The 24,874-nt window shown below is 36.6% G+C and carries 15 protein-coding genes; 3 read left to right on the forward strand and 12 right to left on the reverse strand.

Annotated features, from left to right (window positions below; genetic code table 11):
* A partial coding sequence (locus LEP1GSC059_RS05740) for an IS5 family transposase (protein WP_238323704.1) occupies nucleotides 1-302 on the reverse strand: 302 nt, incomplete at its 3' end.
* 568 nt (nucleotides 303-870) lie between these two features.
* Here LEP1GSC059_RS05740 and LEP1GSC059_RS05745 point away from each other — a divergent pair.
* Nucleotides 871-1,227, forward strand: a complete 357-nt coding sequence (locus LEP1GSC059_RS05745) for a Zn-ribbon domain-containing OB-fold protein (protein WP_002176291.1) — start codon at nucleotides 871-873, stop codon at nucleotides 1,225-1,227.
* Nucleotides 1,228-1,846: 619 nt separating this feature from the next.
* On the opposite strand, the gene LEP1GSC059_RS05750 is transcribed toward LEP1GSC059_RS05745, so the two are convergent.
* The 4 genes from LEP1GSC059_RS05750 to LEP1GSC059_RS05765 form a co-directional block, all read right to left on the reverse strand.
* Nucleotides 1,847-3,061 carry an imelysin family protein gene (locus tag LEP1GSC059_RS05750; RefSeq protein ID WP_017214095.1) on the reverse strand — a complete coding sequence of 405 codons (1,215 nt, stop codon included), beginning with the start codon at nucleotides 3,059-3,061 and terminating at the stop codon, nucleotides 1,847-1,849.
* Complete coding sequence (locus LEP1GSC059_RS05755) at nucleotides 3,058-4,401, reverse strand: di-heme oxidoreductase family protein (RefSeq protein WP_002176311.1); 1,344 nt, start codon at nucleotides 4,399-4,401, stop codon at nucleotides 3,058-3,060. Before LEP1GSC059_RS05755 ends, LEP1GSC059_RS05750 begins: the two co-directional genes overlap by 4 nt.
* 198 nt (nucleotides 4,402-4,599) lie before the next feature.
* On the reverse strand, nucleotides 4,600-5,916 hold the full coding sequence (gene lruB / locus LEP1GSC059_RS05760; RefSeq protein WP_002176222.1) for an imelysin LruB: 1,317 nt from the start codon (nucleotides 5,914-5,916) through the stop codon (nucleotides 4,600-4,602).
* Nucleotides 5,917-6,339: 423 nt separating this feature from the next.
* Nucleotides 6,340-8,805 (reverse strand): TonB-dependent receptor family protein, encoded by a 2,466-nt coding sequence (locus tag LEP1GSC059_RS05765; RefSeq protein WP_017214097.1) that lies wholly within the window; start codon nucleotides 8,803-8,805, stop codon nucleotides 6,340-6,342.
* A 967-nt stretch (nucleotides 8,806-9,772) separates the two neighbouring features.
* Between LEP1GSC059_RS05765 and LEP1GSC059_RS05770 the strand changes: the two genes are divergently transcribed.
* Nucleotides 9,773-12,184, forward strand: coding sequence for a M4 family metalopeptidase thermolysin (locus tag LEP1GSC059_RS05770; RefSeq protein WP_020980474.1), 2,412 nt, complete (start codon nucleotides 9,773-9,775; stop codon nucleotides 12,182-12,184).
* Between the two features lie 137 nt (nucleotides 12,185-12,321).
* Nucleotides 12,322-13,061, forward strand: a protein-coding gene (locus LEP1GSC059_RS22860; RefSeq protein WP_238323699.1) for an IS5 family transposase whose coding sequence is annotated in 2 segments (ribosomal slippage) — nucleotides 12,322-12,610 and nucleotides 12,610-13,061 — 741 coding nt in all. Because the reading frame shifts where the segments join, the coding sequence is not laid out codon by codon here.
* A gap of 1,188 nt (nucleotides 13,062-14,249) precedes the next feature.
* Here the strand turns inward: LEP1GSC059_RS22860 and LEP1GSC059_RS05785 are convergent.
* The 7 genes from LEP1GSC059_RS05785 to LEP1GSC059_RS05815 form a co-directional block, all read right to left on the reverse strand.
* Nucleotides 14,250-14,597: a transmembrane 220 family protein gene (locus tag LEP1GSC059_RS05785; RefSeq protein WP_017214100.1), complete on the reverse strand. Its 348-nt coding sequence runs from the start codon at nucleotides 14,595-14,597 to the stop codon at nucleotides 14,250-14,252.
* The gene (locus LEP1GSC059_RS05790) at nucleotides 14,579-16,162 is read right to left on the reverse strand and encodes a bifunctional GNAT family N-acetyltransferase/carbon-nitrogen hydrolase family protein (protein WP_036057169.1); all 1,584 of its coding nucleotides are present in this window, start codon (nucleotides 16,160-16,162) and stop codon (nucleotides 14,579-14,581) included. Before LEP1GSC059_RS05790 ends, LEP1GSC059_RS05785 begins: the two co-directional genes overlap by 19 nt.
* Nucleotides 16,162-17,586: an FAD-binding oxidoreductase gene (locus LEP1GSC059_RS05795; RefSeq protein ID WP_020980455.1), complete on the reverse strand. Its 1,425-nt coding sequence runs from the start codon at nucleotides 17,584-17,586 to the stop codon at nucleotides 16,162-16,164. The genes LEP1GSC059_RS05790 and LEP1GSC059_RS05795 overlap by 1 nt, the downstream gene beginning before the upstream one ends.
* Before the next feature lie 10 nt (nucleotides 17,587-17,596).
* Nucleotides 17,597-19,735 (reverse strand): polyphosphate kinase 1, encoded by a 2,139-nt coding sequence (gene ppk1, locus LEP1GSC059_RS05800; RefSeq protein ID WP_002176204.1) that lies wholly within the window; start codon nucleotides 19,733-19,735, stop codon nucleotides 17,597-17,599.
* A gap of 1,060 nt (nucleotides 19,736-20,795) precedes the next feature.
* Nucleotides 20,796-20,945, reverse strand: coding sequence for a hypothetical protein (locus LEP1GSC059_RS23585; RefSeq protein ID WP_017214104.1), 150 nt, complete (start codon nucleotides 20,943-20,945; stop codon nucleotides 20,796-20,798).
* Nucleotides 20,946-21,044: 99 nt separating this feature from the next.
* Nucleotides 21,045-22,241 carry a M23 family metallopeptidase gene (locus tag LEP1GSC059_RS05810; RefSeq protein ID WP_002176248.1) on the reverse strand — a complete coding sequence of 399 codons (1,197 nt, stop codon included), beginning with the start codon at nucleotides 22,239-22,241 and terminating at the stop codon, nucleotides 21,045-21,047.
* A 1,428-nt stretch (nucleotides 22,242-23,669) separates the two neighbouring features.
* The gene (locus tag LEP1GSC059_RS05815; protein ID WP_017214106.1) at nucleotides 23,670-24,386 is read right to left on the reverse strand and encodes an MIP/aquaporin family protein; all 717 of its coding nucleotides are present in this window, start codon (nucleotides 24,384-24,386) and stop codon (nucleotides 23,670-23,672) included.
* Between the last annotated feature and the right edge of the window lie 488 nt (nucleotides 24,387-24,874).

Here is a 24,874-nt window from a genome sequence, read left to right on the forward strand (position 1 = left end):
ACCATTGCCGAATCCATCGAAGCCCAGTCCCATGCTATTTGATTCTTTACATCATAATATTTTAAAATAGATTTATAAATCTTTTTGAATACTCCTGCTCGTTCCCATTCTTGAAATCTTCTGTGACAAGTTTGGCCTGATCCAAACTCATTCGGAATGGCACGCCACTGACAGCCTGTTTTCATTCGATAGATGATACCTGACATTACTACTCGTGTTGGTACTCGATTGCGACCTCCTTTCGGATTTACATTTTCTTTCGGGATTAATGGGGCTATTTGTTTCCAAAGTGCATCCGGTATCTCTGAATAATATTTGTCCATTTCACATTGATATTATTACCCTTTCTCTCTACAAACAGTTTTGAGACCGGCTCTTAGTCTGTGGGAACTCCTATAATAACAAAAGAATTTTAAAAAACTATAAATCATACGGTTTCTGTAGGAACTGCTACACTTTATTGAAAATTTAAAAAAGATTCTTCAAAGATTTTAAAATAGAGTTGTTGAAAAATGAATTCTCCATTAGTTTCTCTTTCATTGAAACAGTTTTGTTGACCTGAACTATGGAATTTTTCAACAATTCTAATACATTTAGCCTAAAATAAATAGATTTTCTAAATTAGAAAATTAAAATATTCTTATTATTTTTTAACTTAAATCGAAATTCAAAATTAAACGTTTTTTGATTTTATCCGTATCGGTTTTAAAACGTTAAAGTCCAAGTTTGGAAAATACGAAGATCGTTTTGGGATTGCGAAAAATGACAATATAAAAGATCAATGTTTTTAGAGAAATTGTGGAATAGTTTCACGTCCGTCTTGGTGAAAAATCTATTATAAAATAAAGTAATAAGCGTAAGGGATTCAACATGTCCGAAAGTATATTAGAAATTTTGAAAGGAAAAAGATGCGATTCCTGTGGATTCCAAACTGTGGAAACTATCATAGCTTGCACACGTTGCGGAAGTTCTAAAACATCTGAAATCCAATTTTCGGGGAAGGGAACAATTTATACTTACACCATTGTTTATGTAGGTTTCGGACATTTATCTAAAAGAGTTCCTTATGTATTAGCAGTCGTAGAATTGGAAGAGGGAATCAAAACGATTGGAATTTTAGAAGGAAAAATTTCCGGGATTCCAGTAACCGAATCTGTAAAAATTGATATTCCGGTTCGATTTCAAAAAGATGAACCAGGGATTGGGTTTATATTTAATGTAGTTTAAAGTAAGTTCGACGTAAGAAAATCTGAGCGAATCCGGCTTGCCTATGGCAGCCGGACCGGGCTCTCAGCTTTGGTCAATAAATTGCATACGGAACATGATACAACATATTATTTTTAGTTTCAATTTATTGACCTCGCGTCGATCCCTTTCGCGTTATACAGAACTCACGTTCAATAGAACGATCTTACAATCAAACTTCTACATGAAATCGCTGTTATACAATCATTCTTAAATTTAAAATTTATTTATAGAAATTTTTTACAGTTATAAGTTTGATATAAGAACCCGAATTTTTCATAAAAAGTAAAATATAAGAACTCTTACTTTTAGAAATAGCGGTTCTCACATATTACTCAGAACTGTATAATAGGCTCCTAATATTTCGTATTGAAACAGGGTTTTACGATTAAAATTTGCGGTACTTAATTTTATAGAAATTACTCATAACTATATAATAGAGTACCTAATATTTTGTATGGAATCAGTGTTTTGTGATAAAATTAACGATACTTAATATTATAGAAATTAGTAAGGTTTTGAAACCAATTGATTTCCAAGTATAAAAAGAAATCATAATCTAACAATAAAAGTTAGGACGATTTTAAAATGTAATTCCTTTTTAATCACCGTCCGAATTAGAAGGAAGAGCGTTAGCACCTAAGATACCGATGACTTCAGTAGCAAATATAATTCTAAGTTCTCTAAATCTCGAATAAATTTCCGTATTCACAAAGCTAAGGTTTGCAACTAGATCAGATTTGAGAGTTGTTGGCGAGTTGATCCTTCCTTGAATGAGTGATTTTAAAGTGGAAATTTTAGATCTTAAACGAGCGTCTAACGCACTATTTTGAAACTGAACTAAATAGCTCAGAGATTTTGCTTCACGATCCCCGGGATTACCAAAATAAACTAGCTCCAAACCTTCTAAAGAAGATAACAAATCTTGATACGCCGTATCGCTGTAAACGGATTCTAGTTTAGTAGGATATTGGGTTGTTCCTGCAACCGTGAGGCCTGCTGGCACCCCCACTCGAACGTCTTGATTTGTATATTCCAATTGAACCAAACCGTTGATAAACGAATCGATCGCATCTTTGACGCCGCCGAAAGAACCTTGGCCAGAGGCTAATTCTTCTGCAAAGTTTCCAGAAGAAGAACTCCAGGAATTTAAAAGTCTTTGTGCGTCCAATTGGATCACGTTTGCGAGAGAAACTATATAAGTCCTTCTTCCCACGTTCCCATTTGCAACATTGATTGCGGCTAACGTATGTATTCCGTTTCCATCGTCGAAAATGAAATATTCTAAAGCGGCAAAACCTTTTCTTGGCAGAGGATAGGAATCCACAGTATTTGTGTTCGGATTGGTGGCCGCGGCCGCGGTTAAATCGTTTGGTACAGGACGACTATTCTCATTTAAAATATAACCGTCCAATCTATGAAAGTAATTGGAAGGAAGATAAGATCGGTTGATATAAAAAATCTCTGATTGTTTAAAAAGTTTTCTCGCGGCCAACCATTTGGATTGAAGGTCCGAGAGAGTAGTGTCGTTCTGATTGGCTTGGTAGGTCGCGGCGCTCGTTTTTAATTCGTCTGTTGCAATTAGAAGGCGCTTAAATTGAGGAACCGCAACTTGATTGGCGGTATAATTCAAAAATTCTCCCGTACTTGCATTTGCAAACAATGCAACTAGTAAAATTTCGGTTCCGGTAATTTTTCCCAAATCTTGACAACGGATTCCCGGTAAAAGAATTGTAAAACTTAGGAACAATCCCGTAATCCCTTTGAAACCCCGAGTTTTTCTAAAAGACATATTCGTAAATTCTAAAATTCTCATAAAGATTCTAGAAATAAAATCAACTTGTCTCTATCGGCTTTCGGAAGATTTACGAACTTATTTCTGGATGTCAAAGCCTCGCCTCCGTGCCAAAGAATTGCTTCTTTATGGCCTCTTGCACGTCCGTCGTGAAGTAAATGATTGTGGCCGTTGACCTTCTGTATAAGACCCGTTCCCCAAAGAGGAGGAGTTCTCCATTCCGTTCCTGAGGCTTCAAAATCTTCTCGATTGTCTGCAAGGTCAGGCCCCATGTCATGAAGTAAAAGATCCGTATACGGTTTGATATGTTGAAACGAAATTTCAGGAAATCCTTCCGAATATCCCGTAAAAATATGAGGTTTGTGACAAGCGTTACAGCCGATTTCTGAAAAAATTTCTTTCCCTCGAACTATGTCTGGTTGAGTCCAATTTCTTCTGCCTGGAACGCCTAACAGTTTTGTGTAAAAGGTCACTAACTCAGCGGTTCTATTGGAAATTTCGGTTCCTTCTGGATTTCCGTTATTACCCGCAGGAGCTGCAAAACAGGCGGCTTGTGCGCCAACACAATTTTGATCAGGAAACAAAGGACTTGTAATTCCTATATCTCCTAAAAACGCACCTTGGTTTTGTTGGAATAAAGTCGGCTCGTTTGCCTTCCAACCAAATCTACCTAAAACTTTCTTTTGTAGTTTTGCGTCCCAAACTAGATTCGGTTTTCCTGATATTCCATCTCCGTCCAAATCGTTTTCATCGGCAAAGGAAAGGATCGTAGATTCTGGAATTGCTTCTAAAAGTCCAAGCCCTGGAATCATGGGAGATGTTCGGGGAGATTGATGTACAAGCGCAGGTGCTACGAAGTTCCAATTTGAAATTGTGAATGTAGGTCTTCTCAGAGAATAGGTTTCTCCATCCGGAAAATTTCCAGGTTCTTCCGCAAAGTTTACTGTAGTAGTCGCTTCGGCTTGAATTCCCGGAATTGCACGGTTATTGATTTGAAGTCCATAGTTATCTAATCCGATTGGTCCGCCCGTGATCGGATCTTTTCCATCTTTGCTGACTCGAATCAACATAGTAGAAAAAACGTTACTCCCATCCGGTGGAGGAGTTCCTCTTCCGTCTTTTACGTGACAACCGTTGCAGGCTGTACTGTTAAAAACCGGACCCAATCCATCGGAAGCGGAGTTGCCTCCTTGAACCCAAGTGCGATTGAAAAATGAATTTCCACCTTGAAATTCTATGTTGCCACCTTCTCTCAGATTTGAGGCGGCGAGGTCGAAAGCGTTTACTGTAGTATCAAAGGTTGTAGTGTAACCTCCGGAGTATTGTTCTCCCGGATCCATATAGGCGAGTAGTAGCAACATAATCGCTAGTTCTTGGTCGTTGTTTTTTTTATGGTCAAAAATTTTGAGGTTACACTGAGTGAATAAACAGAATAGGATTCCGATTAGAAATCCCATTCGAATTTTAGAATATACTGAAATTTTGCGGGGAATCAATTTTCCCCGCGCTGAAGGTCTTTTAATTTTCATTTTCTCTCATATTCAAATATTATTTTAAATTTAAATAGAAAAGTCCGTGATGGAAATTCCGATAGTTTTTGCAGCATCTGTGATCGTCTTTTTCATCTTGTCTCCGATAAACTTTTGTACTTCAAAAAGAATTTGATATTCGCTATCCGTATTTCTGATAATTTGATCGTATCTTCCGGTCAAAGAACCAGGTTTACAAGAAGTGGTATAATTTGGATCTGCGGTTTGTTCTGGGAGATTAATACAGAATGTGTCTCTGGCCGCAGTCGCTTGAAAACCGATCCCAGGAACGTTAAAAGTACCAAAAAGATTTTTTAGACCGGGACCTGTGGAAGTTACGGTTCCTTTTTTCAATTCGTAAGATCCGTTCCAAATGTTCAACACACTTTGTGCGTTATAATAGAAGTCTGCTTTTGTAGTATCACTAAAACAAGAATGCTCTTCTTCTTGTTGTCCGCCAAAAGTTCCGGTAAGTCTTTCTCCTCCCCATTCTCCTGCGATAAATTTACCAAGTCCTTGAAAGATATAAGTGACCGCTACGTCAGGATTGGATTTAAGTCCATTCGAATATTGGGCACCATCTTCAAATTGATTTCGAATTAATCCTAATTGAAGAACGAGTCCGTCTGTAACTGCTTTCATATAGGTTCTTCTTTTATGTCCGTCTGTGCCAGCAGCTCCTGTAAGTTCGGCTATCGTACGTTGTCCTGAAATTTGATTGACTCCTCCGTTAGATGTATCCTGTCCCCAGAGTATAAATTCAATTGCGTGCCAACCAACTGTAAGTGCAGTTTCATCGTCTTGATCATCTGCGTTATTTGCGTTTGCATCTCCGTTTGCGGCTAAGACATTTGCATAAGTCATTTGTGCTGCGTTAGTGTTGTTAATATAACCATTAATCGCGCTTTCGTCTAACGGCCATCCGTTGATCAATCCTTCACATTCTTCGTCTCCGGAACCGTCTGCATTACTTCCACAACCTAAAATGTCTACGTTGTCTATCGGTCCGGATGAAAAACGAAATGCTTCTGTAGTTAAATAAGAAGCTCTTGCGATGATGTATAAATTTTTAAGATTGATATGATCTGCCGCAGTCGGATTGTTATTGGCGGCAAAGGCTGTGACAGCGGTTTGAAAAGCGACCGCGTCTTTATAACTTTGATCGTAGGACTCGTAGCCTAATTTAAGATAACGATCAACTACTTGCGCTTTAGTTGCAGTAGGTTGAAATAAGGCCATCAGTAAGGCTAAACCTAAATCGTTGTTTGTATCTGATTTACAATTTGAGAAAAGAAACGATACAACGATCCAAGGTAGAAAATAGTGTGTGATTTTTTTTAGATTCATTCAAATTTCCTGAAAGTTTTTGAAAAAGATCCCGGAAGAGGGCGTTGCCCGCAACCGGGGAATTTTCGATGAACTGGTTGTTATGATATTGATACTAATTCTCAATATCAAATTTTATGTCAATCGAAAATATTCTATTTATGGGAACTCATACAAAAAAATTTACAAACAAAGTAAGTTCCCATAGGTTTCATAAAAAATTTCTGCATCAAATCGTTGTTGTGCGGTCATCCTCAAATTTAAAATTCATTTTTATAAAAGTTCCCTGGAGCAAAAGTAAAAAACTCTTATCAAAAACGTTTAGTATAAAATTGTGTTTGAAGGCGTAAAAAGGCGCATAACGCACCTAAAACATAAAAGGTTTAATAGAGTCAAACTTTTGATTTTCTAAGTTTTAAAAGATCGAATCTATTAAAACAAAGATCAAAGTTCAAACGAAGCGCCTACGTTGATTTGACGAAACGGGCCGACTTGAATCCCTTCTGGTAGACGACCTGAAATGTAACGGACGTCCGTTAAGTTTTTACCCGTGATAAAAAGGCTCCAGCGTTTGACGGGGTCCTTATATCCTAAAGAGCAATTGATCAGTTCGTATGCAGGAATTACACCGGTTTCGCCGGAACTATTAGAAGTAATATTCAAATATTGTAATACTTTTTTGCCAAGAGGGTCAGTGATAGAATCCGCCCAATAAACGGTTCTGGTATTTGAGTCGTCATGATACTGGGAGGAAAAATATTGATATTCCGCTCTTACATAAAAACCTTTGGGATGAATAAAACCAATCGCCAAAGTCGCAGTATCTCTAGAAACATACGGAACGTAGTTTCCATTTTTATCTTTTTGGGTAACAACAAAATCTAGAAAAGACTGATCGGCTGTAATTTTAGAAGTATCTATGGAATATTGGTTCATTCTCGCGTCTGCTCTTGTATAAATCAGATCGATCGGAAGTTTAAAAGAAGCGTCGAACAATTGGGCCGGATCGAAAGTAACGTTAGTTTCCACACCTTTGCTGTAGGTCCTGCCGCCGTTTTTAGCAGAAGAAGCAGAATCGTTACCGGAAGTAGAAGAAGTGATTATGATCTGATTGATGTAGTTTAAGTGGAAGTAAGTGATCTGGGCATTTAAGTATTTTGTAATATCACCTCTAAAACCGGTTTCGTAATTATAGGAATATTCCGGGTCAATCCGATTTATGATTCCTGAATTATTCAATGCGTCTTGGTATCTAGGCGGAGAAAAACCTTTGTGAGCGCCCGCAAACCAAGTTAGGTCTTTAAACCAATTTGAGTTTTTACGAATATCGTATGTAAGACCGAGTCCTGGAATGACTACGTGATAGGTATGTTTACTTCCTTTATCCACTTCTTGAGAAGGAGAATTTGGATCAGGTTGATTGGTCACAGGGTCAATGGTTTGTTGACGGAGGATCGTCCTATTTTGAGTAAACATTTCGTAACGAATTCCTGGGATTACGGAAAAACTATTCTGGAATTTAAAACTGTTTTGAGCAAAACCTGCGATTGACTTGGTATTATTGACTTCGTGGTCTCTTACGTTTCCCGATTTTGCAAGAGAATATTCAGAGGAAACAACTCCGGTAGGTGGATTGTTAAAACCGTTGCCAAACATCGCATAATCGGGAGTAGGTGGCCCGTCCAGATATTTGATATCTGCGGTTTCGTAGTGATAACGAAGTCCGGTGTCTAGTTGGTTTTTAATTCCTAAAAATTGATAGTCTTGCTGATAACGAGATTCCACTCCTACAAAACGGTAGGAACGATTTCTATGACCCACACTATCTAACATATAAACAGTATCACCTGGACGATTTACAAAAGGTTCCGTATCGTATGATTTGATCACGTTAGACGGAATTGCGCTGAAGTTGGAGCCGGTGTTTCTAAGGTAATTTTGTCTTGCCCAGTTTCTTTCCGTATAAGCAGAATAAACTTTGGTTACAAGCTTAGAATGATCGGCTAGTTTCCATTCGTGACCTATATCGCCTGAGTATCTTTCTAATTTTCGATTATCTTGTTCCGCAAAGTTAGAAGAAGGATGGTTCCAAAATTGAGCCGTGGTAAGACCTAGATAAGTCATATTCGCGTCTTGTGCGGTTGCAAGAAATTTAGAAGTAAGAGTATGTTTTTCGTTTAGATCGGTGACTGACTTAAATGAAAATTCGTGTATTCGAAAACTTTGATGATCTCTAAATCCATCTCCTTGTTTTCTAAGAATTGAAATATCGATTCCTGTATTTCCGAAAGTTCCGCCGTAAGAAACTTGAGAAGAAAAAAAGCCGTAAGATCCTCCTTGAGCAGAAACGGAAAATACTGGATTTTTAGGTGGACGTTTTGTGATGAAGTTCACCACTCCTCCGATTGTGGAAGGTCCGAATAGAATTGCTCCTGAACCTTTGACTACTTCGATTCTTTCCATACGATCTATGTTAGGTGTATAGTATTGTTCCGGTGCGGAGTAGGGGTTTAGAGAAGTAAAAACTCCATCTTCTAAAATGAGTACTTTTCTTCCTAGGTCGTTATTTACTCCTCTAAATCCAAGATTTAAAATCAAACCAGTATCTTGGTAACGGATCGAGGCACCAGGAATTCTTCTTAAAACTTCCATCGAATCTACCGGTTTAGTCTGTTCTAAGAATTCTTTTTCAATGACTGTGGCAGCTCCAGGAATTCTTTTAAGGTCTGTTTTTCGTTTTCCTATTACCGAAATGGTTCCTTGGTTCCATTTTTCTTTTTCGGTTTCTTCTCCGTTGGAAGAAGATTCTGAAAGGATTGGTTTGTTTGTTTCTTCTGGTTGTGCTGAAGTTTCCCAAGTAAAAAGAAGAAATAGGAAAATATAAAGAGGCAAAGCGAGTCTATGTTTCATTTTGAGTTTCAATTTTGAAAATGATTCTCAATATTTGTTGGTAGTTTATAGAGTCAAGGGAGAATGATCTAAAATCATTTCTTTTTGAGAGAAAAATTCTAAAAAATTAGGATTAGAGGAAGAAAAGAAAGTTTTGCGTTCGTGTGAGTTTGAAGATTGATTTTGTACAAGTGTGTTTTTCTGCAAAATAAAATTGGATGTGGGATATCTCTGTTTTTATAGGTAAATTCTAAAATGTGGGAACTCTTACTTTTAGAACTACTATAAAATCTAAAGATAATGATTGCCTAATCAGATTTTTGCATAAAATCGCTGTTTTGCGACCATCCTTTGATAAAAACTTTTTCTAATATGAACATAAATTCGATGTAGAAAAATTAGGAAAATTTTTTCTAAAAATAAAAAGTTCCTGCATAGATGGATAATTTTATGCCTCATTTTATAGTTTTTAAAAACATATAGAGGTTCCTACACAACTGTGTTTAACTATAAAGTATGGATCTTAATTGAGAAAAAATCTAATTTCTAAAGTGTAGAAACATTTAACGCGGATTTGGCGTAATAAATTTTTGTTTTTTGAAAAGTTATTTTTTCCCGCATCTAATTTGAGTTATTTAGAGAGAGTCGATCATATATTGCAGAACTAAACTAGAGTATCATGCGATATAGCTACTTTTAGAAAAATTTTTATAAAGTAGTTCCTACATTTTAAGAATCAATTTTTCAACTTTTTTCAAAAAAATGAATCATAAATTTTTACGCCAAACTAACGTTAGGTAAGTTTTAAAATCAGAAATTTGGTCCTTAAAATTTCAAATTCAATATTTTTTTGCTCTCAATTTAGAAACTTAGTCAAAACCAAAAGAATAAGAGTGTTATGATTTAGTAATTTTAAATATTCTAGAATGCTATTGTGTCAGATAAGGACTAAAACAATGCCATTCTAAAAACATAGGAGAGCTATCAAATGGGATATAAACAAAAGTTTCGATTTGAGAAGATTAAAATCTTTTTTCTTTATTTAGGGATTCTTTTAAGTTTTTTTTTGCAAGGTTGCAAAGGGGATGATGGAAGAACCTTCGCCCCAGAGTATTGGTTGGGAATCTTAAATTCGGTTCAGATGGACCCAAAAGCAGTAGCCGAAAGAGGGTATTCGTCGAACGGCGCTATAACTTTTATTCGATTCAATTCGGACCTTGTGCCATACAATAGGGGCCAAGCTTCGGAGGTTTTAAAAACGTATCTGCAAATTCCTACCGAATACACACATAAACTTGCACGTTCAAACGAATCGAACGGACAGATTCTGGATCGTTTTCAACAATATTATAAAAGTATAAAGGTTGAAAATAAAATCTACACCGTAGTATCTAAAGATAATAGGATCGAGTTTATGGGCGGTGACTTTTCTGGAATTGAACAAAGTTTGAACGTAACTCCGAACTTATCTAAAGAAGATGCCTTATCAAAAGCGTTGATACATTTTGGCGCAAAAAAATATCTATGGGAATCGTCTGAAAGAGAGGAGAGGCTTCGTTCCATCAAAGGAGATCCAAAAGCGACTTACTTTCCTAAAGGAGAATTGATCGTATACAATCGAGCTGAATCAAATCTTAAAAATGAATATCGTCTAACGTATAAATTTGGAATTTCTTCTTTAGAACCGCCGAGTTCAAAATATGTTTATGTGGATGCTGGTTCCGGAGAAATTCTTACAAGCAGAGATGCTGTGCGATTTGAATCTCAACCTGGTGATGGTGGCGGAGGAGGTACCACTCCGTTTCCATTGCCCACAGATCTGGGAATTTGTTTTCCAGATAAAACACCTTGTATCAAAAATGGAACGGCAAAAACTCGATTTAGCGGGTATAAGACAATCACAACTTGGACAGCGGGACAAGAAAATCATTACGAGCTCAAAGACTATTCAAGAGGGAAGGGAATTATTACTTATTCTTGGGAGTTTGTAGATTTAGGTATTTTAGGCGCTCAACTTCGGAAAATACCAATGATTGATTCCAATAATTATTGGTCTGCGGCCGAATATCATGACGACTATAATCATGACGCGGTATTGGATGCTCATTGGGGAGCGGAAAAAACCTACGACTATTTTAATACGATTCACAATTATTCCGGATATGATAGAAACGGTGCAAAAATAATTAGTAACGTTCATACGATTTCCGGTTTCGGATTTAACAATGCTCATTGGGATCCGATCACAGAAGAGATTTATTATTATTACTGTCCTCCGGAAAGTTTTTGTGCGACTATTTATACAAATCCAAGAGACATCGATCCTCAATACGACGATTTTACTTCTCTTGATTTCGTATCTCATGAGTTTGGACACGGATTCAGCGCATATACTTCCGAATTAGGATATATTCATGAACCAGGAGCTTTGAATGAAGGATTTTCAGATATTTGGAATATAGCCGTCAATCATTTCGTAAATAAGACTAACGGACTGAATAAGAATATTTGGCTATTTGGCGATGAGACTCGTCCATCGGGAGGTGAACGCTCCGCTTCCAATCCAAAATCAAGCACGGTTCGTACCCCCGGACCGAATACTTATAAAGGCGCTTTGTGGGATTTTAGCACAACGGAAGACCCTCACATAAATGGTAACGTGTTAAGTCATTGGTTTTATATACTCTCGAATGGAAAACAAGGAATCAATGATCTATGGTGTGAATACAATACTTCCGGTATAAGCATTGAAAAAGCGGAGAAAATCGCCTATTCGACGTCAATGTATCTCTGGCCTACTGCCGAGTATTTTGACGTAAGATCGGCGAGTATCCTTGCATCAAAATATTTATACGGATCGTTTTCGCAGGAAGTAAAAAGTACAATCGACGCTTGGGATGCAGTAGGAGTGCCTGCAAATACCAGTTCACGCGGAGGTATTGGAATGAAGCCAGATCATTATATTACTTTGGTAAAACTTTCTGAGATGGAAAGAAATTCCGGGAATGATTGCGGATATAAAGATAATACTTATCTAAATCAAACTATATACAAGGGTTTGACATATACGATTCGATTATCTAGTCGTGGAGATTCGGTTATCAATATGCCATCTAGAACACATAAGTGGAGAGTATGGATCGATTTCAACCGTGATGGAGTTTTTAACAATTATGTTGATTCTCCTGAGTTAGTTGCTGAAGGAACTATTTCTTCTTACAGCGGAGGAACGATTCAAAAAACTTTCACAATTCCTATAGATGCTTTGACTGGGAACACTAGAATGCGCGTATCAATGAAGGCCGCGACTGGTGGGGAGACGTATCCTCGTCCGGATGAAACATTTATCCAAGGAGAAGTAGAAGATTATACGGTTACTATTCGCCAGTTTACTCTTTAGGATTTTGAGAATAGGTTATTACACTTAGAGCCGGTCTCAAAACTGTTTGTAGAGAGAAAGGGTAATAATATCAATGTGAAATGGACAAATATTATTCAGAGATACCGGATGCACTTTGGAAACAAATAGCCCCATTAATCCCGAAAGAAAATGTAAATCCGAAAGGAGGTCGCAATCGAGTACCAACACGAGTAGTAATGTCAGGTATCATCTATCGAATGAAAACAGGCTGTCAGTGGCGTGCCATTCCGAATGAGTTTGGATCAGGCCAAACTTGTCACAGAAGATTTCAAGAATGGGAACGAGCAGGAGTATTCAAAAAGATTTATAAATCTATTTTAAAATATTATGATGTAAAGAATCAAATAGCATGGGACTGGGCTTCGATGGATTCGGCAATGGTTAAAGCTCCCAAAGGGGGAGCTTAACTGGGAAAAACCCTACAGACCGTGCCAAATTAGGGGTTAAACGGCATATTCTTACAGATGGAAATGGAATTCCTTTGGCAATTACATTGACTGGAGCTAACGTTCATGACAAACACGGTGTAAAAGATACGTTGAATTCAATCCTAATATTTTCCGGAAAAAGAAGAAAGAAGCCAAAACATATTTGTTTAGATAAAGGTTATGATTTCAAAGATATAGAAGTTTTAATCAAAAGAAGAAACATTCAATCTCATATTCGGAAAAAAGGTGAAAAGCCTCTCATCGGTAAATATAAAGGAAAACCTAGACGTTGGGTCGTTGAAAGAACTAACAGTTGGCACAATCGATTCAGGGCTATCCTAATTCGTTGGGAAAGAAAATCTGAAAATTATCTTGCATCTCTTTATCTCGCAAGCTCTATCATTGCTTTTAACTTTTTTGATAGGTAGTTTTGAGACCGGCTCTTAGATTAGAAAAGACACTTTGGTGATCTAGTTTTAATCGAAAGAAAAAATTATTTTCAATAACTCTCATGAAGGACCGATCAAATCAACCAGTTATAGATCGGTCCATTTTTTATTTTTCTAAAAGTCGCATTTGAAGATTTTATTTTTGGATTTGACTTTACTTTTTAATTATTTTTGAAATGGCTTTCTAATATTGAATCTAATTTTATAATATTCTAATTTAATGTGAGTTCTACGTAAGGAAATCAGGGAAATCCAACTCGTTTGTTACAATTGGACCGGGTTCTCAGTTTTGGTTAATAAATTGCATACGGAAAATTTAATTCAATATTTCGTCTTTAGTTTCAAGATAGAACGCGATTTGTCAAGCGCCCATAAGCGAGACGCTGAGTTTGAAATAGCGTGGCTTGAGTTCTCTCGAATCGATCCTTTTTTCGCGTTATGCCGAATCATGCTAAATTAATGCGAGTTGGAGTAAGGGACCCATGATTCTGAAAAAAGTTGAAGTCTGAACTTTATGGATTGATTCCTTAAATGTGGGAACTCATACAAAAATAAATGTTTAAAAATTTATAATGTGATTAAATTTATGGGAACTCCCGCAAATTGCGATTTTATAGATAAATTCTAAAATGTAGGGATTCACCACATTTTTAGAAAATTCTTTCTCATTTTCTGACGTTAAACTCACGTTAAAATATAAACTCGTGGAAGGAATTCCTACAAATTAAGTTTCTTAAATAACTTGATTATCATTAGAGTTGTTGAAAAATGAATCGCCATTAGTTTCTATTTTATGGAAACGGTTGATTGAAGCAGTTCTCTTAAACTTGAACTATGGAATTTTTCAACAACTCTTTTATAACTGATCGTGTAGTTCCCACGCTACAAAGTTTTATCGTAAAATATGGATTTGTGGTAGTTCCCACGTTTAGTTTTTACAGAAAAACCAAGTTCTAGAATGATTCTCTTACGTTAAATTACTAAAAGGGATCTCAAAAATACTTTATCTTTGCCTAAAATGCCGATTCAAATTATTTTTGAGATAGCTTGTAAACTAAAAGTTCTTATAAAATCAATGTCGCAAATTTTACTATCGACGCATGGAGATCGTTCCAAAAGTTAACGAATCAATCTTATAAAAGATGCAGAAGTCATCAAAAATTGTGCCTAATTTAAATCTTTTTTACGAATCCAATAACCTAAAATTCCAGACCAAATCGCGGATAAAATCAGACCTCCGGTTTCTCTCGTGATTTCGTCGTCAAAAGAAAAACTCTGGATCAAAGTTGCTGCAAAAACAGTTCCCGCACAAAAAAGTATAGAAAGAATCCAAGAAATGTAAAACCAAAATTTCGTTTTTGCCGGATATATTATAAAACCTGCATATAAAACGACAACACTCATATAAATTGGAATCCAAAGCCAAGGATCTGGATCGTTCCATTGAAGACCCGCAAATACAAGCCAGATTAAAATTGCTATAATTGAAAAAATTTTCATGATTCGTAAATCCATTTTAGTTCATAAAGATCTCTTCTTCGATTAGAAAGATTGCGAACGGAACCTTTTTTACGAAGTTCTTTTAAAAGGTCCAGATCTAAATCGGCGATCAAAGTCATTTCGGTATTGGGAACAGACTCGGCGGCAACACAGTCATGAGGAAAAGCAAAATCGGAAGGAGTAAATACTGCCGACTGAGCATATTGAATGTCCATATTCTCCACGTGAGGAAGACCACCAACTGAACCCGAAATAACCACATAACATTCGTTTTCGATTGCTCTGGCCATTGCACAGTGTCTGACTCGGTTATAACCATTTTTAGTATCGGTATAAAAAGGAACAAAAAGAATATCCATTCCTTGATCCGCTAAAAATCTAGGAAGTTCCGGAAATTCTACATCAAAACAAATCAGAATCCCTATCTTACAAGCGTCCGTATTGAACACGGAAAGGTTGTATCCACCTTTAACTCCCCAATAAAAATCTTCGTCTGGTGTAATATGAAGTTTATATTGTTCTTCGTAGGTGCCGTCCCTTCTACAGAGATAAGAAACGTTATGCAGCGTATTGTCTCTGTATTCCGGCATACTACCGGAAATGATATTGACGTTGTATGAAACTGCAAGCTCCACCATCTTTTCAATGATGTTTTCGGTATGACTGGAAAGCGCACGCATCGCATCAGAGGGGTTTCTGTCATTGTATTTTGCGAGCAAAGACGCATTAAAAAATTCAGGAAATAATACGAAGTCTACGTTATATCCAGCAACTGTATCTACGAAAAATTCCACCTGATGCATCAGTTCTTCGATTCCTGCAACTGGACGCATCTGCATTTGAACCACTCCTACACGAACGACGGTTTTTTGGCCTCCGATCAGAGCGATTTCTTCTTTTTCGTAATATATATTCAACCATTCTAATAGAACCGCGTAAGAACTATAACCTTTCGTATTTCCGAAATATCCTCGTTTAAGTTTACGAACGTGGAAACCATTTGCTAATTGAAAAGAAAGAACCGGATCGTAAATTTCCTTGTCTCTTACCTTTTCGATATACTGAGCTGGGGTCATGGAATCTTCGTAGTTTTCGTATCCAGGCATCCAAGCTCCGACTACAATTCTTTCTAAATTCAATTTTTCGCAGAGTTCTTTTCTTGCGTCGTATAATCTTCTACCGAGACGTAAACCTCTGTATTCAGGATGAACGAATATATCTACTCCGTAAAGAGAGTCTCCGTTTTCATTGTGGTTTTTAAGATCTCCCTTTCCTACAATTTCTTCGTAAGTGTGATTGTCTCCATAATCGGACCACTTGACGATTTGACTGATTGCAGCTCCTACTACCTTGCCGTTGTCTTCGATACAAATTTGTCCTTCGGGAAACTTTGTGATCTGAGAAACGAACTGATTTTTTTTCCAAGCACCGTCAAACTCCGGAAAGACGATGTCCATGATCTCTTTTACGTCCGCGTAGTCGTCCAGAGTAAGACTTCGCATAACAATTCTGTGTTCAGATTGTATCTTTTTTTTTCTTTTACTCGGTTTTTTGCCGCTTGAGCCGTTAGTGGAAATCATTAGAATACTTTGCCCGGGTTCATAATGTTTTTTGGGTCCATTGACTTTTTGATTTCTTTCATCAAAATGATTTCTGCTTGTGTTCTGGAAAAATGGAGAAAGTCTTTTTTTAAAAGACCAATTCCATGTTCGGCGCTGATCGATCCATGATATTTTTGTAATAAACGAAACATGTCTGGGTCCACTTCCTTACATTTTTTAAAAAAATCTTCATTAGAAAGATCTTTCGGTTTTACGATGTTTAGATGAAGATTTCCGTCTCCGACGTGACCAAAGAGAGCAATTTCAAATCCTGGATATTTGCCGTTTAACAACGATTTCATGTCTACGAGAAACGGTTCCATGTTTCTCAAGGGAAGAGAAATGTCATTTTTATGAACGGTATATTCGATAGAAATACTTTCGCTGATCCCTTCTCTGTATTTCCAAAAAGTTTCAGATTGTCTGGAGTTTTGCGCAAGACTTCCGTCTACAATCAGACCCTTTTCCGTAATCGTTTCTAAAAAACCGAATAGTTTTTCGTCGTCGGATTCTTCCGCAATTTCAAATTCCATCAAAACATAATATGCACTTATAGATTGAAACGGATTTGGAACTCCAAGGTGAGACTTAACTTTTTCGAGGCAGTATTCCGTAAAAAATTCAAACGCAAGTAGTGGAACTTTGACAAGATGGGTTTCTTGAAATAAAGAAAGAATAGATGTGAAATCAGAAACCGCAACGAGTAAAACTCGACTATCCAGAGGTTTTGTAGTCAATTTAAGAGTTGCTTCTGTAATGACACCTAACGTTCCTTCTGAGCCGATAAATAGTTGTTTAAGATCGTATCCGGTATTGTTTTTGAGGACTTCTCCGTTAAATTCCAAAACTTCTCCCGTTCCGGTAACTACTGTAAGCCCTAAAACCCATTGACGAATCAATCCGTAGTGAACGACCCTGACACCACCTGCGTTAGTCGCTATGTTTCCTCCGATTTGAGAAGAGCCAGTAGAAGCAAAGTCCACCGGAAAATAGAAATTTCTTTCTTCCACTTCTTTGTGAAGATTTTTAGTGATCATTCCTGCCTGAACTTTGATACTTCCAAAAAAAGGATCGAAGTCTAAAACCTTGTCCATCTTGGAAAGAGAGAGTACTAACTCCTTGTTTTTAGCGATTGCTCCACCTGCGTATCCGGTTCTTCCTCCAGAAGGAACGATTGGAATTTCGTTTTCATATGCGTACTTTATAATTTTTGCAACTTCTTCAGTTGTAGTAGGAAAGGCGAGAATGTCGAAATCCGGTTGATAGACCTTGGTTCTATCCGTTCCGAAAGAAAGAAAGGCTATTTCGTCAAATTCTGGATCGTTTCTAAAAAATATTTTTTCGGGTCCGATAAGGGATTTAAGTTCAGATTTGTTGATTGTAAAATTTGTAGTCATGTTCATTTTTAAAGTTTTATTCTGCAAATGTCATTCTTTCAATTTGAGAATCTACGGGTTTTTCATCTTTTTCTAATATTTTTTTTACGTAATGTCCATCTGGGCGTAAAAATCGAGCTTTTACGTTGTCTCTTAATTGTACGTCTAAAATCTTTTTGATTCGTTCTTTATTTTTACTTTCTATAATCGGAAAAAGTACTTCGATCCTTCTTTCGAAATTTCTAGGCATACAATCCGCGGATGCAAGGAAAATAGATTCGAAACCTCCGGAATGAAAGTAGTAGATTCTGGTATGTTCTAGGAACCTTCCGACGATCGATAACACAGTAATGTTTTCGGAAATTCCTTTTAGTCCCGGTTTGAGACAACAGATTCCCCTGATAATCAGGTCGACTTTGACTCCTGCTTGGCTCGCCTTATATAAGGAAAGTATAATGTGTGGATCTACAAGAGAATTCATCTTAAAAATGACCCTTGCTGGTTTTCCTGAAAGTGCGTTTTCTTTTTCTTTATCTATTAGAGAAATAAAGGTAGATTTTAAATTGTGAGGAGACGCAGATAAAAGATTCAGAGTCGGCATTTTAGCGTAACTAGTGATCGTGTTGAAAATTGTGGCTACGTCTTCCGTGATCTGTTTATTTACAGTAAAAAAACTGAGATCGGTGTAATATTTGGAAGTTGTAGAATTGTAATTACCAGTTCCAAGATGCACATAACGCACTAGATGATCGTCTTCCTTCCGAACGATCATAAGCATTTTACAATGAATTTTTAATCCGACTACTCCGTAAACTACGTGAACTCCTCTCGCTTCTAATTTTTGAGCCCACTTGATGTTTCTCTCTTCGTCAAAACGTGCTTTGAGTTCTACAAGAACGGTTACTTGTTTTCCATTCTCTGCGGCTTCTCCTAAATATTGGATAATGGGGGAATCTCCGCTCGTGCGATATAACGTCATCTTGATTCCTAAAACTTTAGGATCTTCGGAAGAGATTCTAAGTAAATCTTCAATGGCGGAAAAGGATTGATACGGATGATGAAGTAGTCTGTCTTTCTTTTTGATCGCTTCGAAAATTTTTTCCGGAGTTTCGAACTTAAGAGTGGTTTTTTGTTGGAAAAAAGGATATTTGAGTTTGGATGTATGATCCAATCCGTAAAAAAACATCGCATCGTTTATGTTCAAGATGGAGGCAACGTCGAATACTTCGTGGTCTTGTAATTCTAAAAGTTCTCTCAAAGTATTTTTAATAAAAGGAGACGTGCCTTGGTGTATATCCATTCGAACCGCGTCTCCCCAAATTCGGTTTCTAAGTTCATCTTTCATTGTAATAAGTAGGTCTTTGACGGATTTTTCTTCGTCTATAGAAATATCAGCATCTCTTAATATTCGGAAAGGATAAATTTCTCTTACGGTCATTCCATAAAAAAGATCGTCTACGTGCAGTTTGATAATTTCTTCCAATGGAAAAAATCTTCTTTCCTCTCCTTTCCCTTTGAGTTGTAAAAATCTGGGAAGTACAGACGGCACTTGTACGACTGCGAACAGATCTTTTTTTCCTCCGGTTTTTTCGTCGTCTGTGCTTAATACCATTGCAAGGTTTAAGGATTTATTCAATATATGTGGGAAAGGGTGAGCCGTATCGATTGCAAGAGGAGTAAGGATTGGAGATACGTCTTCCTGATAATAATTTTGAATCTGTTTAATTTCTTCTATAGTCAGTTCTTCCGGATTGAGTATTAAATGAATTCCAGCTACTTTCAATTCTTCTAATGTTTTGGCGAAAGTTTCATATTCTTCCCTTACAAAGGTTCTGACTTTATCCGATAAGTCTGATAAAATTTCTGACGCGCTGTCCCCGTTTAAACTTCTTTCGTCGTTTCCTTCCTTTACTAGGTTGCGAAGTCCTGCGACTCGAACCATATAAAATTCGTCTAAATTGGTTTCGGTGATACTTAAGAATTTCAGTCTTTCCAAAAGTGGATTTTCGGGATCGTTAGCTTCTTCCAATACTCGCCGATTAAAATCGATCCAAGAAAGTTCCCGGTCAAAAAATATATTTGGATTGTTTAAATGAATTTCTGGTTGGTTCCCGTTGGAAGATTCGTTTTGATTTGTTGTTGCCGGAGTTTGGTTTTGTACTTTGGGTTTTGACATTCGATACCTGAAAATTTTCAAAAATCCCGGAGTATTTCAAGTTTTGTCGGGGGATTTCTATTCCTGTTTAAACCTGCTTTATCGGGAGTCAATACTAAGAATCATTTCGATGAACTTCCTTATATTAGATTGAAAGAGACATAGAACTTCAGGTTCTACAGATATATTGGGCAGTTCCGACTTTTGGCGTCCAATTTAAGAGATTGGTTCCTATTTTGAAGCTATGAATTGTTTCTTCTTTCATGAGTTTGAATTGGATATTCATGAAAGTCCATTTTTCCGTGAAAATAAAATTGAGTGTGGAAACTACAATTTTGGAATTTTTTACTTCCATCGGAGCTTGAGATACAAAATTGAAAGTTATCTTATGAGTTCCTACAGATTAAAGTTTTACAGTAAAATATAGATTTGTGAGAGTTCCCACAGATTAAGTCTCATTATAAATTTTAAAACATTCGTTTTTTGTGATTTGAATCGAGTAGTTCCCACATTTTTAGGAGACTCACTCGCAAACGTCCAGAAGATAACGATTTTTGTAGGAACTCTTAGTAGTTTAAACGTGAGTTCGGCTTAAGAAAATGAGAAAAGGTTTTTTCAAAAATGTGAGCTTCTGCAATTTTAGAATTTGTTCGTAAAATATAGATTTTGCAGTAGTTCCCACATTTTAAATCACATTATAAATTCTTAAACATTTACTTTTATATGAGTTCCCACATTTTAGAATCGATCAGTGAAGTTCAGATTCAACTTTTTCAGAAAAATAAATTTCTTAGGCCGAACTCATGTTAGTTTAGTATTGAACATGAATTAACGCGAAAGGGATCGATGCAAGAAAACACAGCAGAACGCCTTTTCAAACTCAGCGTCTCACTCCCTGAACTCAATGCATCGCTTCCTGGATGCCGATCCTTAGAGAGGCATTTGCTGAGTTTCCTGGGTCGCTCTGCAGGTCGTTCGAAGTAACTCAGCGTCTCACTCCCTACGGGTCGTTCGACAGATCGCGTTCTATTGAACGCTAAAAACAATTATTATATAACATTTTTTGTATGCAATTTATTGATCAGATCTGAGAGCCCACTCCGGCTGCCTGTGACAAGCCGGATTCTCCTAACTTTCTTGCGTTACTTAGAGTTATATAAATAAAATCTTCCAAAATACCACCTAACAATAATTTGTCTAAAAATGATTTTACGGAATTGTTCAGAGTCATAGAGTTCCTAATGATTTGTTTCGCGATAGTATTTTGAGATAAAAATTTAAGATACTCAGTATTCTAAAAATCAGTAATAGTAAAATGATAACTCGTTTGTTATCTTTCAACAAACCAGGTCTTAATAATTTCGATGTCGTTAATTACTTGAATTCTATAACTGCCAGTTATCTGCTCTGGAAATACATTCCAGTCGAGGTAAAATATAGAGGATTTCCATTGGGGTTGAAGAATCCAATCGATTCTTTTACAAACTAAATTTGGATTACATACTTCCACCTTTAAATCATACTTTCCAGGTTTTCTCACTTCGAGCGTAAGAATTGGTCGTTTTTGAGGATTGAAGTTTTCTTCGCAGTCCAAAAGTTTTTTTTGGATAAGGTCGGAACAAATCTTTAAATCCTTTTCAAAGAAAATTTTTCCGGCGGGTAAAACTTTAGAAGGATTCCAATAGACGGTTCCAGCTTTGAGTTCGTCTAACACTCCTTCGTCGGTCTCGAATGAAGTAGGAAAGGATTCCAAAGTTTGAAAGTCAACCGATGGTCTTAAAACATGAAAATGTAAATGAGGGGCGCTACTAAAACCTGTGTTTCCGGAAAGAGCGATTTTATCTCCAGTTTGAATGATTTGTCCTATCTGAACAAATACACCTCCGTATTTTAAGTGTGCATATTCCGCGATACTTCCATCTTTATGAAGAACTTGGATGAAGTTCGCTTTATCTTTGAAAAATGGATGAATTCCGCCGGATTGATATTTATCTTCTTTAGCGATTACAAGACCACCTCTTGCCGCGACTACAGAACTTCCTTCGGGAAGAATGAAGTCGAGTGCATAAGGAATTGTATCTGAATGAGTGAACTTTCCTTTATAACCTTGGCCGATTCTCGAAGCCGATTCAAAAGGCAAACGGTAAGGAATCATATTTTCTTTGGAAGTGTTGTCTCCTGCTCTTACGTAGATATGAGAACTGTAAGAACTTGATTTATAAATGTTGATCGGACTGATCGTAAGAATTTTTTTTGGTTCTGAACCACCTTTAGAAATAAAACGATAAGGAAGAGTAACGTCGGATTCAAAATTTTCTAAACTAGTAAAGTAGAAGTTCACTGAGAATGGATATTCTCCGGAAGGAGTTCTATTTTGAACGTAAAATTCTATTTTATTATTTTCATTTCTGGTAAGAACACAAATCCATTCTTTGGGTTTGCATTCTCCTTTTAAATCTGGAATATCCGCAAATAAATTATAAGAAGTGAATGAAATAAAAATAGAAATAAAGACGATATTTCGCATCTCGTTTCATTATTTTTTATAAGATATAAATTAGAAAATAAGTTTTTTACTATTATCCACAATTCATTTGATTTTTAGAACTCCGTGACTTCTACGGCTTTACACTTGATCGTTAATTTTATATCTAACAGATCGATTCTGACCAAAATTGCATAGAGTTAATGAAGAATTAATTCTCCATCTGTTTCATAAAAACGGCCTATTGAGGTAGTTTTGTTAATCTGAACTATAGAATTTTTTAACAACTTTAATGTACTTTATTGATAGTTATAGAACAAAATTCTCAATGTTTTACAATCCCAGTAGGTTTTTGTGATAAAGATTAGCAGTAATTGATTAGATATTTCTGAATGATCGCTAAAATAGTGCACAGGTAGCATTTATATCAGAAGGATTTTCATCATTCTATATAATTCTAAAGTTCGGGAATTAGGTCAGTGCTTACATAGTCAACTAACGCGCGTTTTATATTAAAATGTCTCATCGAAGGCCATAAATCTGAGATCGGAAATTTGTTTTAAAATTTACGGTATTGATAATAAAAAGAAAAACGAAATTTTAGAAAAATTAGTTTTCTTCTGTTCCTATTCATTACTCGGAGCTATATAACAGAGTATCCAATTCAATCGTTGACACTTCAATAATGTGAAATTTTGAGTAAGAAAGTCTGGCGTTGTCCGATCGCGTTTCGTATTGAATTATACAGAAATCACGTTAACCGACTTTTTGTCACAACATTTAAGGATACTCAATTTTCTAGGAACCAGTAGTTTTTAAAGACTAAAAAACAATGGAGTTCCCACATTTCTAGGAAACTCACTCTCAAACGTCCAGGAGATATGACGATTTTTTAGGAACTCACATTAGTTTAGTATTGAACGTTAGTTAGCGCGAAAAGGATCGATGTGAGGTGACTCAAGTCACGCTCTTTCAAACTTAGCGTCTCACTCCCTACGGGTCGTTCGAAGTAACTCAGCGTCTTCACTTCCTGAACTCAATGCATCGCTTCCTGGATGCCGATCCTTAGAGAGGCATTTGCTGAGTTTCCTGGGTCGCTCTGCAGGTCGTTCGACAGATCGTATTTTATTGAAGCTAAAAACAATTATTATATAAGGTTTTTTGCATGCAATTGCTTGATCAGAGCTGAGGGGCTAGTCAGGATGTCTGTGGCAAGGCGGATTCCCGCTAATTTTATTACGTTACTTATAATTATATAAATAGAATATTCTAAATCTTGATTATAATAACCTTCGTGAGCGTAAAATTATTATATCGTTTTGAGTAAGAATCGATTGACAGAGTTAGGATTCTAACTTTTTTAGAAAAATTGAATCATAGAGTCTAACTCAAGTTTTTTTAGACAAAAAACCGGACGTTTGTCGTTTTGAGCGGAATGATTTTTAACTTTAAATGCCATTTTTTACTATATTATAAAAATCGAATTAATATTCCAGCACAGGCGGCCCCACTTAAGGGAGCAAGCACAGGTAGCCAAGAATATTTCCAATTGGAAGTTCCTTTTCCTGTTATGGGTAAAATAAAATGAGCAAGTCTTGGTCCTAAATCTCTAGCTGGATTAATCGCATAACCAGTTGTTCCTCCCATAGAAAGTCCGATGCTCCAAACAAGAATTCCTACTAAAAAAGTTCCGAAATGAGCACCTAACCCCTGTATTTTGGGGGAGAAAATGGAAACGATTCCTAAAATGAGTACAAAGGTTCCTAAAAACTCGCTAAAAAAATTGGAAACGTTATGCGAAATTGCTGGCTCGGTAGAAAACACTGCTAGAATTTTTCCTGGATCTTTAGTTTCTTTCCAATGAGGCAAATAGTGTAAGTAATTAAAGACCGCTCCTAAAAACGCTCCTGCAATTTGTGCTGGGACATAGAATATCAATTTAGTGTAATCTCCGGATTGAATCGCAAACGCAAGCGTTACAGCGGGATTGAGATGTGCGTCCGAACTTCCAAATGCGTTAGAAACAAAAACTCCGATCATTACCGCAAAGGCCCAACCTGCTGTAATTACAATCCAGCCCCCGTCTTTGGATTTACTTCTTTCAAGCAAAACACCGGCTACAACCCCGTTTCCCAAAAGAATCAATACAAAAGTTCCTAAAAATTCTCCTAAAATAGGCGATCCCATCATTCCCCCGTAATTATCGAAACTAAAACCACAGACAAGGTTCTGAAATTCTATTTTTACTCAACAAAAATACCCAAAGGCTGCCAAAGATTTTATAAGAAGTGAGAATACTTAAGGACTTTGCCTTAAAACTTTAAGTCTAATACATTGCGAATCAATTTTTCTAAAACCCAAGATCGCTTGAAAAAGAAACATAATTTGTAGAAACTCGTATGGAAATTTACCAATGAAAAAGCGGTTCAAAATGGTAAATTACAGAATTTGTGGGAACTCACACCACGCAGAAAGGTTTTCAAAGATCGCAGTAAACTTGAAATGAGACTTAATCTGTGGGAACTACTGCAAATTTGAAATTTTACGTTGAAATTTTGGAACTCTCACAAGTTTTAAAATCCTCTTAGAACCTGTTTCAAAACTCGATTATAGCTTTCGAAGTTTTTAGGACGGACTTTTAAAACGATCCAAAATTTGCAGTATTATACTGGTTT

The sequence above is a fragment of the Leptospira noguchii serovar Panama str. CZ214 genome (assembly GCF_000306255.2).
Taxonomy (GTDB): domain Bacteria; phylum Spirochaetota; class Leptospiria; order Leptospirales; family Leptospiraceae; genus Leptospira; species Leptospira noguchii.

Coding starts and splice junctions, on each gene's coding strand:
- LEP1GSC059_RS05745 (WP_002176291.1), top strand. CDS start 871: ATGTCCGAAAGTATATTAGAAATTTTGAAAGGAAAAAGATGCGATTCC.
- lruB (WP_002176222.1), bottom strand. CDS start 5,916: ATGAATCTAAAAAAAATCACACACTATTTTCTACCTTGGATCGTTGTA.
- LEP1GSC059_RS05765 (WP_017214097.1), bottom strand. CDS start 8,805: ATGAAACATAGACTCGCTTTGCCTCTTTATATTTTCCTATTTCTTCTT.
- LEP1GSC059_RS23585 (WP_017214104.1), bottom strand. CDS start 20,945: ATGACTCTGAACAATTCCGTAAAATCATTTTTAGACAAATTATTGTTA.
- LEP1GSC059_RS05750 (WP_017214095.1), bottom strand. CDS start 3,061: ATGAGAATTTTAGAATTTACGAATATGTCTTTTAGAAAAACTCGGGGT.
- LEP1GSC059_RS05770 (WP_020980474.1), top strand. CDS start 9,773: ATGGGATATAAACAAAAGTTTCGATTTGAGAAGATTAAAATCTTTTTT.
- LEP1GSC059_RS05755 (WP_002176311.1), bottom strand. CDS start 4,401: ATGTTGCTACTACTCGCCTATATGGATCCGGGAGAACAATACTCCGGA.
- ppk1 (WP_002176204.1), bottom strand. CDS start 19,735: ATGTCAAAACCCAAAGTACAAAACCAAACTCCGGCAACAACAAATCAA.
- LEP1GSC059_RS05795 (WP_020980455.1), bottom strand. CDS start 17,586: ATGAACATGACTACAAATTTTACAATCAACAAATCTGAACTTAAATCC.
- LEP1GSC059_RS05810 (WP_002176248.1), bottom strand. CDS start 22,241: ATGCGAAATATCGTCTTTATTTCTATTTTTATTTCATTCACTTCTTAT.
- LEP1GSC059_RS05790 (WP_036057169.1), bottom strand. CDS start 16,162: ATGATTTCCACTAACGGCTCAAGCGGCAAAAAACCGAGTAAAAGAAAA.
- LEP1GSC059_RS05785 (WP_017214100.1), bottom strand. CDS start 14,597: ATGGATTTACGAATCATGAAAATTTTTTCAATTATAGCAATTTTAATC.
- LEP1GSC059_RS05815 (WP_017214106.1), bottom strand. CDS start 24,386: ATGGGATCGCCTATTTTAGGAGAATTTTTAGGAACTTTTGTATTGATT.